This is a genomic window from Providencia sp. PROV255 (assembly GCF_028478065.1).
Lineage (GTDB): Bacteria > Pseudomonadota > Gammaproteobacteria > Enterobacterales > Enterobacteriaceae > Providencia > Providencia rettgeri.
In genome coordinates, this window is sequence record NZ_JAMPMI010000005.1 from 1 (window position 1) to 12,431 (window position 12,431).

The window sequence follows — 12,431 nt, forward strand, 5'->3', positions numbered from 1 at the left end:
GTTATCGTGCTACGGCTAGTTTGATAATCAACTTCAAAGCTATTTTTATTGTGGTGTTTGAAAATTAATTATCTTAACAGCGTGAGAAACAGTGTATTTATCAGTCGAATTGTTGTGTTGTTTTATTAGAATAAATATTGGTAAATCAAATAAGCCGCGAGTTTGGCGGTATGGTTGTCAATATCAAATTCAGGGTTGCATTCTGCGATATCAAAAACAGCCATTTTTTGGCTACTTTTGATAATGGCAAACAGTTCATCAAAAACTTCAGTGGAAATACCTTTCGGTGCTGGTGCGCTAACGCCCGGCGCAATGGCAGCAGAAAACACATCTAAATCAACGGTGACATATAAATAGTCTACGCCGTCAATAAATTTTTTAATTCTTTCAATTGCTTGAGGAAGCTTAGAATAAGCAAGTTCTTTATCGCGGATATATTGGCAACCTAATGAATCAGCGGTATCGAACAATACTTTAGTATTGCCATGGTCTGCGATGCCTAAACATAAATATTGAAAAGGGCGTTGGTGCTGCTGACACAACATGGCAGATTGTAAAAATGGGGTACCAGAAGTCGCGATAGGGGCTTCGCGTAAGTCAAAATGCGCATCAAAGTTAATAATACCGATCGTTTTACCTGCTTGATAATGTTCAACATAGTCAAACAGGCCTTGGAAGCTTGCAAATGCGACTTCATGGCCACCGCCAAGTACAATCGGCTTTTGGTTTTTAGCGAGCAGTGCGATAAGCTGGTCGGATAAACGACGTTGTGCGGCTTCCAGATTGCCATCATCACAGCTAATTGTACCGACATCTTTAATTGCAAGCGGTTGATGAATAGGTAACCCAGCCAGTTGATAGCGAATTGCATCTGGGCCTGCTTTAGCGCCTTGGCGGCCTTTATTGCGCCTAACGCCCTCATCAGAAGCAAAACCAATTAATGCAAATTCAGCAGGTGTGTGTTTATTAATGACTTGATGGATGCGCAAATGCTCTTGTGTTTCACCATCTGTGCGCCCTTGCCATTGGAAAGGTTGTGTCATAGTTACTCCAAGTTAATTAATTTAGTGATGTTATGCGCTGTTTGGCAGGTGTGCGTGATAAATTCATCCACGCGATGTGTAGAGCGGAATTCAGGTGCCATAACTGAAACGACAGCTAACACATCATTTCCTTTGAAAATCGGTGCAGATACCCCCAGTACGCCTTCATCGATTTCACTCACAGACATGCCGTAACCTTGCTTGCGTATCTGTTGTAAATCTTGTTGTAGCTTTATTTTTTGTTGTTCAGTGGTTAACTGCTTTGTATGAGCTTCAAGTACTTGGTTTTGATAGAGTTCATGACGAAAAGCTAACAAGGTTTTCGCACTTGCTCCCTTAACTAAAGTATTGCCTCGCCCAATAATAAAAGAACAGCGTAGCGCTTGTTCACTCTCAATCATGTCGACACAAATGGTCTCTCGTAAATTTGAGGTAATAATTGCCACCGTTTCTTGGGTTTTTTTCGCTAAAGTTTGCAGTTCTTGTTTAGATGCGCTCATCAATAAACTGTGGTGATAGTATTTTTCTTGATTTTTGATACTCTGCGAGCCGACACAATATGTGCCATATTGTTTTGCGTGAGATACAAATTCCCAATCTATGAGAATTGTTAGTAAACGATAGACTGTTGATAATGGGATCTCTAACGCTGATGAGATAGACTGTGGCGTCACTGGAGATGCGCAAGTTGTGATGTAAGACAAGATGTCTAAGGTTCTATTTATACTGTTCATAGCATCTCCTTTTTTTCGAACTTATCAGTAAATTTTTTTCGTCTCAAATATAATTCCCATAATATGAGAATTATATTGTAGCAAATAGGTTAATTTATGACTTTTATTTGCTTAGAATGAGAATATTCGAACAAGTATTAGCCAATTAGAGTGTTTGCATGTGTGAGCAAAAAAAGAATTACCGTAAAGGCGGTTTTACATTTAAACAGTTTTTTGTGGCTCATGACCGATGTGCGATGAAAGTGGGGACGGATGGCGTGCTATTGGGGGCTTGGGCTCCAGTGGACGGTGTTCAATCTGTATTAGACATTGGAAGTGGTAGTGGGTTAATAGCCTTGATGTTAGCGCAAAGAAATACAAAGTTACGTGTTGATGCGGTCGAATTAGATAGTGATGCCGCAGTGCAAGCGCAGGGAAACTTTACTGAATCGCCATGGGCTGAGCGTTTGCATGTTATCAACCAAGATATTGTCAGCTACAGCCAGTTGCATTCAGTTCAGTATGATTTGATTGTGAGCAACCCACCGTATTTCGAACCTGCGGTTGCGTGTCGGGATGAAAAACGAGACCAAGCGCGATATACCGCGACATTAACTCATGATGTATTACTAGAAAGTGCAAAATCCTGTCTTCTATCTCATGGACTATTTTGTTTAGTGCTGCCCTATGAGGTCGGTGAAAAAATGCAGAAGATGGCTGAGAATTCAGGCTGGTTTACTGCTTTTCGCGTTAATGTTAGTGATAAACCTACAACAGCCTACCATCGCATGCTATTGGGCATTCAACTGCAAGAGACACAAACACAAGTGACATCGCTGGCACTCAAAGATGAAAAGGGTGAGTATACTGATGAATTTCGTAAACTAATTCAGCCATTTTATGTGAAATACTAAAGCCGGCACTTAAGGCCGGCCCTAGCTCACGTTATTCAGGTTGTAAAATAGTGGGGCCTGAATTAGGAAGTGGTTCTGGGTAATCTAAGGTGTAATGTAATCCCCGGCTTTCTTTGCGTTCTAATGCACAACGAACCATTAATTCAGCAACTTGAACTAGGTTTCGTAGTTCCAATAAATTATTTGAGATACGAAAGTTGGCGTAATAATCGTGAATCTCTTGTTGAAGTAAATGGATGCGGCGTAATGCACGTTCAAGGCGTTTAGTCGTTCTGACGATCCCCATGTAGTCCCACATAAATAGACGTAATTCATGCCAATTATGTTGAATAACCACCTGTTCATCTGAGTTATGTACTCGGCTTTCATCCCATTCAGATAAATAGGGAATATCATCGATCTGTTTGATCGTTTTATTAATGTTTTCAGCCGCCGCCCAGCCGTATACCAAGCATTCTAATAGCGAATTGGATGCCATACGGTTTGCACCATGTAAGCCGGTGTAGCTCACTTCGCCAATTGCATAGAGATTCGTGATATCAGTCATACCCGTTTCATCGACAATTACACCACCGCATGTGTAATGGGCCGCTGGTACGATAGGGATGGGCTCTTGAGTGAGGTCTAACCCTAAAGTCATCAATTTCGCATAAATAGTCGGGAAATGGTTTTTAACGAAATCGCTAGGCTTATGGCTAATATCCAAATACATGCAATCAGCACCAAGGCGTTTCATTTCATGGTCAATAGCACGTGCAACAACATCGCGAGGGGCAAGTTCACCACGATCGTCGTGATCTGGCATAAACCGGCTACCATCAGGGCGCTTGAGGTAAGCTCCCTCACCACGTAATGCCTCAGTTAATAAAAAATTACGTGCTTGTGGATGAAATAAACAAGTTGGGTGAAATTGATTAAACTCAAGGTTAGCAACACGACAGCCAGCTCGCCATGCCATTGCAATCCCATCACCAGAAGAAATATCTGGATTCGTGGTATATTGATAAACTTTGGCCGCGCCGCCCGTAGCCAGAACAATCGTTTTCGCTCGAATAGTTTCAACTTGTTCTTTTTGGCGGTTCCAAACGTAAGCACCTAAAATTCGCGGTGATTCAGCTGTGCTAGAAAGGATTAGGTCGACGGCATTATAGCGTTCTTTAATATGAATGTTTGGGTGAGCAAAAGCGAGGTCGACTAACGTGGTTTCAACTTCTTTTCCTGTCGCATCAGCATGATGGAGAATTCGTCGATGGCTATGGCCGCCTTCACGGGTCAAATGATACTGTGTTTCGCCGTTCTCGGTAATCTCTGTATCGAATAAAACACCTTGGTCGATAAGCCATTGAACGCAGTGTTTTGCATTGGAGGCAATAAACTCAACAGCTTCTTTCTGGCAGATACCTGCACCAGCAATTAGTGTATCTTCTACATGAGATTCGATGCTGTCAGTGTCATCAAAAACTGCAGCAATACCGCCTTGTGCGTAGTAAGATGCTCCTTCGCTAAGGCTGCTTTTACTAAGAATGGTCACTTGATGAAAGGGGGCGAGCCGCAAGGCAGCTGAAAGTCCTGCGACACCACTCCCAATGATTAAAATATCAGTGTAATGCTGTGTGGATTCGTTCATAAGTGTTTGCATGTATATAATAGTATGTATTGAGTTTTTTATGTTAGCCTATCGAGTGTCCTATTGCTATGAGTGGATGGCTGTTAAGGTACAGTATATTGACCTAGCGCTATTTACGTATTCAAATGGTTTTAGTGTGATAGCTATCGCATTCGTGCCTAAAATCTGTATGCTGTCTTCTGGATCTTGTAGTTAGTTGTTTTAATAAGGATCTTTAAGATCAACCAAGTAATTTTTTCATCAGTTTTGTAAATTTTTGACTATTTTTTTAGATTAAATTGAACTTCAACGAGTTCTACTACTCAAAGTAGTGCTTGCTTTAGGAAGGGAGAACATGATCAAGTTAACATATTATCGGCCTGAATTCGGGAGATACTTCCTGGAATGAGCGAGCAATTGACCGACCAGATTTTGGTTGAAAAGGTACAAAAAGGCGATCAACAAGCTTTCAACTTATTGGTGATAAAATATCAGCATAAAGTCGCGAGCTTAGTATCTCGCTATGTACCGCAAGCAGATGTGCCTGACGTTGCGCAGGAGTCATTTATAAAAGCTTATCGCGCCATTGGTTCGTTTCGTGGTGACAGCGCATTTTATACTTGGCTTTATCGGATTGCGGTAAATACAGCTAAAAATTATTTAGTTGCCCAAGATAGGCGCCCACCTGCGTCGGACTTGGAAGCGAGTGATGCAGAAAACTTTGAAACCGCGAGTGCCTTAAAAGAAATTTCGAACCCAGAGAACTTAATGTTGTCTGATGAATTAAAGAAAGTTGTTTTCCGGACCATCGAATCGCTGCCTGAAGATCTTAGAATGGCAATTACGCTCCGCGAGTTAGATGGTTTGAGCTATGAAGAAATCGCAGAAATAATGGATTGCCCAGTCGGCACCGTACGTTCTCGTATTTTTAGGGCAAGGGAAGCGATTGATAATAAAGTTCAGCCACTGATTCAACAGTATTAGTATGTTAAATCAGTCAATTAAACATAATTGTGATGCAATTAACTGAAGGTAATTGGGCATGCAAAGAGAGAAACTTTCCGCAATGATGGATGGCGAAGTACTAGACTTAGAACTGGTCAGCGCTATTTCACGTGATTCAACGTTAAAACAACGTTGGGAGAGCTATCATCTTATTCGTGATACTCTACGTAACGATACTAGTGAAGTCATGCATTTTGATATTGCAAGTAAAGTTGCGGCAGCATTAGAGAATGAAGCTGTGCGTATTAATCCTCAGGTAGTTGTCGAATCGCAGCCAGAGCCTGCGACTTGGGGGGCTTTCCCATTCTGGGGCAAAATTCGTCCTTGGGTGAGCCAGTTAACTCAAATTGGTGTTGCAGCCTGTGTGTCTTTGGCTGTAATTGTTGGCGTTCAACAATACAACCAAAGTAATGCGGTTGACTCACCGGTTGATGAGCCAATGTTCAATACCATTCCTGTCGGCAGCGGGGCACCAGTTAGCTTGAATATCTCAGATAACCAATTATTTGGTAATGAGCAGCAACTTCAACAAGTTGAACAACAAAATCAACGCATTAATGCGATGCTACAACAGTATGAAATTGAAAGACGCTCGATGCTCAACCAGCAATATCAAGAGTCTGCACAACCTGCGTCTTCAGCAGGAGTTAAATTGCAATAATGAATAAATGGTTATCCGTCATCTGCCTGACGGGCAGCCTGATTATTTCTAATCAAGCTTCGGCATCTGAAATAGATGCCGATGTTCTTTTTAAAGAAATGGGGAATGCTGCCCAGAACCTTTCTTACGAAATGTCTTATATGACATTTAGCCCGCAATCAATAACGCCTGTACGTTATCGCCATGCAATCATTAATGGTGAACCTGTTTCACAAATGATCCAAATGGACTCATCGCGTCGTGAAATTGTTCAAAAAGGTAATAGTATTAGTTATTTTGAACCAGGTTTTGATGCATTTAGCTTAAATGGCAAATATATAGTTGATAATTTGCCATCAGTAGTTTTTGCCAATTATCAGCAAATTAAACCTTATTATAATTTTATTGATGCGGGACGTACCCATATTGGTGATAGGCCTGCGTTAGTGATTCGCATAATATCGAAAGACAACTCTCGGTTTAACTATGTAGTATTAATCGATGAAGAAACGAAATTGCCATTACGTATCGACCTTCTTGATAATAATAGCCAAACATTAGAACAATTTCGTGTGATCTCGACGGTGCTAGATAGCCAAACAGTGAAAGACTCATTACTCGCATTAAGTAAGGTAAATATGCCACCATTATTGATTTCCCCTAAAAATGGAAATCCTTCTTTTAAATGGCAAGTTGGCATGTTACCTCCTGGTTTTGAAGAAATATCTCGTTCTTCGCGAAAATTAGCTGAAGACGACGTAGTAGAAACCGCAATGTTTAGTGATGGTTTATTTACCTTTTCTGTAAACGTGACAAAATCGACTAAAGGCCCGTTACTTGATCAACCGCTTCAAAATGGGCGTCGTACTATTTACACAATGACGCAAAAGCAAAATGTTATCACTATCATTGGTGAATTACCGTTAGCAACAGCGCAAGTGGTAGCAGGTAGTATTCAGTTTCGGGAGTAAATTATGGTAAAAGAGTGGGCAACAGTAGTCCGTTGGCAAAACGGTAGAGCTTTATTGCGCTATGGTTCTTCGTCCGGCTGTGGTAGTTGTGGTGCTCGTAAAACCTGTGGTTCTTATGCTTTAAGCAAAATAGGGCCAAATACGGAACATGAATTAGAAATTGCGATTGAACAACCGCTAGTTGAAGGGCAAAAAATTGAAGTGGGCATCCCGGAGGGAAGTTTGATCCGTTCAGCGCTATTAGTTTACTTAACGCCTATTTTGGGGTTATTTATTTTTGCAGGCTTAGCACAGGCGTTTGATTTTGAGCAGTTCTGGATAGCGATTTCAGGTGTAATTGGTGGTATTATTGGCTTTTATATTGCGCGTAGACTAGCCTCAAATTGGCGTGATGATGAAGCTTTTCAACCTGTTATTTTACAGATAGGGCTACCTCCAAGTGAGCTTTCAGTACAAGTTAATTGCTAAATTTCAATATATTGAGTTAGAAGGTTAATTTGATATTATCAATAGAAAGGGGAAACTTAAGTTTCCCCTTTTTGTGGATTAGAGTTAATTAACAAACAAATAGTATTATGGCGAACAAAGTTATTAACCTATTTTGTCTGTTTTGAGTTAGAAATTACAATAGATTGACTATGGCTATAGAAGTGGTAGGCGTGAGTTGTATTAATGATGAATTACGGCAACTAATCTATAACCTGATGCAGGTTTACAGTTGTTTTACATTGAATCTTTGTGTTAGCGGGTTCTTATATGTAAAATGCAGCTAATTAACAATCTTGTGATAATCATAGCATTTTAGTTTTGTTGCAATATTTGCACAAAGCTGATTTTGTAAGGCAATTTAAAAGAAGATATTACCTTGAAAATCAATAATATAAGAAACTTTTCCATCATTGCACATATCGACCATGGCAAGTCGACCTTGTCAGATCGCATCATTCAAATTTGTGGTGGCTTAACCGACCGCGAAATGGCGGCACAAGTTTTAGACTCGATGGACTTAGAGCGTGAGCGTGGGATCACTATTAAAGCACAGAGCGTAACGCTTGATTACAAAGCTTCAGATGGTGAAACTTACCAATTAAACTTCATTGACACACCGGGTCATGTTGACTTCTCTTATGAAGTGTCTCGTTCATTAGCTGCCTGTGAGGGGGCTTTGCTGGTGGTTGATGCAGGGCAAGGTGTTGAAGCTCAAACTTTGGCAAATTGCTATACCGCTATCGAGATGGACTTAGAAGTTGTTCCGGTCTTAAATAAAATTGATTTACCAGCTGCTGATCCTGAACGTGTTGCCGATGAAATCGAAGATATTGTCGGCCTTGACGCACATGATGCAGTTCGCTGCTCTGCAAAAACCGGTATTGGTGTTCAAGATGTGATTGAACGTCTTGTTAAAGAGATTCCACCACCTGTTGGTGATGCAGATGCTCCGTTACAAGCACTGATTATTGACTCTTGGTTTGATAACTATTTAGGCGTGGTTTCTTTGATCCGTATTAAGAGCGGAACATTGAGAAAAGGCGATAAAATTAAAGTTATGAGCACAGGGCAAGTGTATAACGCAGACCGCCTTGGGATTTTCACACCGAAGCAAATCGACCGCGATGTATTAAGTTGCGGTGAAGTGGGCTGGTTAGTTTGTGCGATTAAAGATATCACTGGCGCCCCAGTTGGGGATACATTAACTGGGGCTCGCAACCCGGCAGATAAAGCGTTACCAGGGTTTAAAAAAGTTAAACCACAGGTATATGCAGGCTTATTCCCCGTCAGTTCTGATGACTATGAATCATTCCGTGATGCATTAGGTAAATTAAGTCTAAATGACGCATCTTTATTTTATGAACCAGAAACTTCGACTGCGTTAGGCTTCGGCTTCCGTTGTGGTTTCCTTGGTTTATTGCATATGGAAATCATTCAAGAACGTTTAGAACGTGAATATGATCTTGATTTGATTACCACTGCACCGACTGTCGTGTATGAAGTGCAGCAAACTAACGGTGATATCGTGTATGTCGATAGCCCATCTAAGCTACCGGCATTGAACAATATTGAAGAATTACGTGAACCAATCGCAGAGTGTCACATGCTGATGCCTAAAGAATATTTGGGTAACGTTATTACACTTTGTATTGAGAAACGTGGCGTTCAGACCAATATGGTCTATCATGGTAATCAAGTATCGCTGACTTATGAAATCCCAATGGCAGAAGTAGTATTGGATTTCTTCGATCGCTTAAAATCAACGTCTCGCGGCTATGCATCTTTAGATTATGCATTTAAACGCTTCCAAGCATCAGATATGGTGCGTGTCGATGTTCTTATTAATAATGAACGTGTTGATGCTTTGGCCTTGATCACACACCGTGCGAATTCTCAATATCGCGGTCGTGAACTGGTCGAAAAAATGAAAGAGCTAATCCCGCGTCAGCAGTTCGATATTGCGATTCAAGCAGCGATTGGTAACCATATTATTGCTCGTTCTACAGTTAAACAATTGCGTAAAAACGTACTTGCCAAGTGTTATGGTGGTGACGTTAGCCGTAAGAAAAAACTGTTGCAGAAGCAAAAGGATGGTAAGAAACGTATGAAGCAAGTTGGTAACGTTGAGCTACCACAAGAAGCGTTCCTTGCTATATTGCATGTTGGTAAAGACTAAGTTTACAAGGAGCCTCAATGGCTAACACCTTTGCCTTGATCCTAACACTGGCAACATTAATCACAGGGATTATATGGTGTTTAGACAAGTTTAAATTTGCACCTGCGCGTAAAGCAAAACTCAAGCAGTTACAGGATGCAACGAATGGCGCCGTGAGTGAAGCGGATGTGGCAAATGCTGTCCGCCGCCCATCGTGGCTTGAAACAGGGTCGTCTATTTTCCCTGTGTTGGCGATTGTACTGATTGTGCGTTCATTTATTTATGAGCCATTTCAAATACCTTCAGGGTCAATGATGCCAACGTTGTTAGTTGGTGATTTTATGTTGGTTGAGAAATTTGCTTATGGTTTAAAAGACCCAATTACACAAACGACGTTAATCGAAACGGGTAAACCGAAACGTGGCGATATCGCAGTTTTTAAATACCCAAGAGATCCTAATGTTGATTTTGTAAAACGAGTTATTGGAATGCCGGGTGATAAAATTATTTATAACCCAGATGCAAAGGAATTAACAATTTACCCGAATTGTGCAGATAACAAATGTACAGAGACCTTACCTATTGTTTATGGTCCTCTGGCGCCGAGTGAATGGACCATGTTCCTTGATATCGGTTCTGTTGTTGATAACCAAAAGGGGAATTATGAAATTCCATTAGACCAACCTCTACCAAGGAATGCGTTACGCCAGTATGAGCGTAGTGAAAAATTGGATACGGTTGAGCATCAAATTTTAATTATTCGTCAAGCAATTACTGAAGCTAAATATCTGCAACCAGGTATGCCGAAGAACGAATGGATTGTTCCTGAAAAGCACTACTTTATGATGGGTGACAACAGAGATAATAGCTCTGACAGTCGTATGTGGGGCTTTGTACCAGAAGAAAATTTAGTCGGTCGTGCAGTATTTATTTGGTTAAGTCTTGATAAACAAGAAAATGAATGGCCGACAGGTATTCGCTTTAGCCGAATTGGTCCACTATAATTTGAATAGTGGGTCTAGCCAAATGTTGGAAATGCGGGTTTTCATTTGAAAATCCGCATTAACCGAAGCATTATTGTTTTACCCAGTGTACAATATAGATTAATTAATATTATTGGCTCCCCAATTATTAACTCTCCTATTTTAACTTATTGTAACTAATGAATTTTTATAATTAGTTCCACTGAGCTGTAAAATATATGGAAGCATAAGGAGTCAGTGCAAACGCAACAGTTTTGTAAAATGGTGAATTTTACAGGTCTGTTGCGTGTGCTTTTTTATCAAATAAAAAATGGTTGGGCGCACATGAACCCCTCTTTATTAGAAAAATTACAGCGTAAGCTTGGTTATCAATTCAAACAGAACGAGTTATTAATCCAAGCATTGACACATAGAAGTGCAAGTAGCAAACATAATGAGCGTCTAGAGTTTTTAGGTGACTCAATTTTGAGTTTTGTGATTGCAAATGACTTATACCACCGTTTTCCAAAAGTGGACGAGGGTGATATGAGTCGTATGCGAGCAACGCTTGTACGCGGAAATACATTAGCAGAAATCGCACGTGAATTTGAACTCGGTGAGTGTTTACGTTTAGGGCCGGGGGAATTAAAAAGCGGTGGTTTTCGTCGCGAATCTATCCTTGCTGATACTGTTGAAGCACTGATCGGTGGTATTTTTTTAGATAGTGATATCCAAACGATCGAAAGAATTATTTTAGATTGGTATCAAAGTAGACTGGTTGAGATCAGTCCGGGTGATAAGCAAAAAGACCCGAAAACAAGGTTACAAGAATATCTGCAAGGGCGCCATTTGCCACTACCTAATTATTTGGTTGTTCAGGTTAAAGGTGAAGCTCACGATCAAGAATTTACGATCCACTGCCAAGTTAGTGGTATTGACCAACCGATTAATGGTGTTGGCTCAAGCCGTCGTAAAGCAGAGCAAGCAGCAGCAGAGCAAGCATTGAAAATTTTGGAGCTTGAATGAGTGAATTACAATCCCACTGTGGTTTTGTTGCCATAGTTGGACGGCCAAATGTCGGTAAATCGACATTATTGAATCAATTACTGGGGCAAAAAGTTTCGATTACTTCGAGAAAGCCACAGACGACTCGCCATCGTATTATGGGGATCCATACAGAAGATAATTACCAAATTATTTATGTTGATACCCCAGGACTTCATATTGAAGAAAAACGTGCAATTAACCGTTTAATGAACCGGGCTGCATCCAGTTCAATTGGTGATGTTGAGTTAGTTATTTTTGTCGTTGAAGGGACTAATTGGACCGCTGATGATGAAATGGTATTGACTAAATTATCTAGCTTACGTTGCCCTGTTATATTAGCAATTAACAAAATTGATAATGTGACTGATAAAACGATACTATTGCCTCATATTAGTATGATCAGTCAGAAAATGAATTTTTTAGATGTTGTTCCGATTAGTGCTGAAAAAGGTACTGGTGTGGATACAATTGCTAAAATTGTTAAACAGCATATCCCTGAAGCAGTACACCATTTTCCGGAAGATTACATTACTGACCGTTCTCAGCGTTTTATGGCATCTGAGATTATCCGTGAAAAGCTCATGCGTTTCTTAGGTGATGAACTACCATATTCGGTGACGGTTGAAATTGAACAATTTAAGGTAACAGAAGCGGGTATTTACCATATCAATGGCTTGATTCTTGTTGAGCGTGAAGGCCAAAAGAAAATGGTTATTGGTAACAAAGGTAGCAAACTGAAAACCATCGGTACCGAAGCGCGTATCGATATGGAAAGAATGTTTGATAACAAGGTGCACCTTGAGCTTTGGGTTAAAGTTAAATCAGGCTGGGCTGATGACGAAAGAGCATTACGTAGCCTGGGTTATGTTGACGACCTAAAATAGTA

At 40.5% G+C, this 12,431-nt stretch carries 12 protein-coding genes; 9 read left to right on the plus strand and 3 right to left on the minus strand.

Annotated elements, in window-relative coordinates:
• Positions 1 to 125: 125 nt before the first annotated feature.
• Together hutG and PR725_RS03780 are read right to left on the minus strand one after the other, a co-directional pair.
• A complete protein-coding gene (hutG, locus tag PR725_RS03775; RefSeq protein WP_109911446.1) occupies positions 126 to 1,043 on the minus strand; it encodes a formimidoylglutamase in 918 nt (305 codons plus the stop codon).
• Positions 1,044 to 1,045: 2 nt separating this feature from the next.
• Positions 1,046 to 1,777 (minus strand): IclR family transcriptional regulator, encoded by a 732-nt coding sequence (locus tag PR725_RS03780; RefSeq protein WP_004912819.1) that lies wholly within the window; start codon positions 1,775 to 1,777, stop codon positions 1,046 to 1,048.
• A gap of 158 nt (positions 1,778 to 1,935) precedes the next feature.
• Here PR725_RS03780 and trmN point away from each other — a divergent pair, with 158 nt between their 5' ends.
• Positions 1,936 to 2,670: a tRNA(1)(Val) (adenine(37)-N(6))-methyltransferase TrmN gene (trmN, locus tag PR725_RS03785; RefSeq protein ID WP_004912814.1), complete on the plus strand. Its 735-nt coding sequence runs from the start codon at positions 1,936 to 1,938 to the stop codon at positions 2,668 to 2,670.
• Between the two features lie 31 nt (positions 2,671 to 2,701).
• On the opposite strand, the gene nadB is transcribed toward trmN, so the two are convergent.
• On the minus strand, positions 2,702 to 4,297 hold the full coding sequence (gene nadB / locus PR725_RS03790; protein WP_196718987.1) for an L-aspartate oxidase: 1,596 nt from the start codon (positions 4,295 to 4,297) through the stop codon (positions 2,702 to 2,704).
• A 384-nt stretch (positions 4,298 to 4,681) separates the two neighbouring features.
• Here nadB and rpoE point away from each other — a divergent pair, with 384 nt between their 5' ends.
• From rpoE to era, 8 genes are all read left to right on the plus strand, one after another.
• The gene (rpoE, locus tag PR725_RS03795) at positions 4,682 to 5,260 is read left to right on the plus strand and encodes an RNA polymerase sigma factor RpoE (protein WP_004912810.1); all 579 of its coding nucleotides are present in this window, start codon (positions 4,682 to 4,684) and stop codon (positions 5,258 to 5,260) included.
• Between the two features lie 58 nt (positions 5,261 to 5,318).
• Entirely contained in the window at positions 5,319 to 5,942 is a 624-nt protein-coding gene (gene rseA, locus PR725_RS03800; protein WP_123382548.1) for an anti-sigma-E factor RseA, read from the plus strand.
• Positions 5,942 to 6,892 carry a sigma-E factor regulatory protein RseB gene (gene rseB, locus PR725_RS03805; RefSeq protein ID WP_004912804.1) on the plus strand — a complete coding sequence of 317 codons (951 nt, stop codon included), beginning with the start codon at positions 5,942 to 5,944 and terminating at the stop codon, positions 6,890 to 6,892. Before rseA ends, rseB begins: the two co-directional genes overlap by 1 nt.
• 3 nt (positions 6,893 to 6,895) lie before the next feature.
• Entirely contained in the window at positions 6,896 to 7,360 is a 465-nt protein-coding gene (gene rseC, locus PR725_RS03810) for a SoxR-reducing system protein RseC (protein ID WP_164528609.1), read from the plus strand.
• A gap of 403 nt (positions 7,361 to 7,763) precedes the next feature.
• Positions 7,764 to 9,557 (plus strand): translation elongation factor 4, encoded by a 1,794-nt coding sequence (gene lepA, locus PR725_RS03815; protein WP_042851876.1) that lies wholly within the window; start codon positions 7,764 to 7,766, stop codon positions 9,555 to 9,557.
• Positions 9,558 to 9,574: 17 nt separating this feature from the next.
• Positions 9,575 to 10,540, plus strand: coding sequence for a signal peptidase I (gene lepB, locus PR725_RS03820; protein ID WP_004912796.1), 966 nt, complete (start codon positions 9,575 to 9,577; stop codon positions 10,538 to 10,540).
• Between the two features lie 303 nt (positions 10,541 to 10,843).
• A complete protein-coding gene (gene rnc / locus PR725_RS03825) occupies positions 10,844 to 11,524 on the plus strand; it encodes a ribonuclease III (protein ID WP_004912793.1) in 681 nt (226 codons plus the stop codon).
• Entirely contained in the window at positions 11,521 to 12,429 is a 909-nt protein-coding gene (gene era, locus PR725_RS03830) for a GTPase Era (RefSeq protein ID WP_004912791.1), read from the plus strand. Before rnc ends, era begins: the two co-directional genes overlap by 4 nt.
• Positions 12,430 to 12,431 lie beyond the last annotated feature (2 nt).

Coding starts and splice junctions, on each gene's coding strand:
- hutG (WP_109911446.1), bottom strand. CDS start 1,043: ATGACACAACCTTTCCAATGGCAAGGGCGCACAGATGGTGAAACACAA.
- PR725_RS03780 (WP_004912819.1), bottom strand. CDS start 1,777: ATGAACAGTATAAATAGAACCTTAGACATCTTGTCTTACATCACAACT.
- trmN (WP_004912814.1), top strand. CDS start 1,936: ATGTGTGAGCAAAAAAAGAATTACCGTAAAGGCGGTTTTACATTTAAA.
- nadB (WP_196718987.1), bottom strand. CDS start 4,297: ATGAACGAATCCACACAGCATTACACTGATATTTTAATCATTGGGAGT.
- rpoE (WP_004912810.1), top strand. CDS start 4,682: ATGAGCGAGCAATTGACCGACCAGATTTTGGTTGAAAAGGTACAAAAA.
- rseA (WP_123382548.1), top strand. CDS start 5,319: ATGCAAAGAGAGAAACTTTCCGCAATGATGGATGGCGAAGTACTAGAC.
- rseB (WP_004912804.1), top strand. CDS start 5,942: ATGAATAAATGGTTATCCGTCATCTGCCTGACGGGCAGCCTGATTATT.
- rseC (WP_164528609.1), top strand. CDS start 6,896: ATGGTAAAAGAGTGGGCAACAGTAGTCCGTTGGCAAAACGGTAGAGCT.
- lepB (WP_004912796.1), top strand. CDS start 9,575: ATGGCTAACACCTTTGCCTTGATCCTAACACTGGCAACATTAATCACA.
- rnc (WP_004912793.1), top strand. CDS start 10,844: ATGAACCCCTCTTTATTAGAAAAATTACAGCGTAAGCTTGGTTATCAA.
- era (WP_004912791.1), top strand. CDS start 11,521: ATGAGTGAATTACAATCCCACTGTGGTTTTGTTGCCATAGTTGGACGG.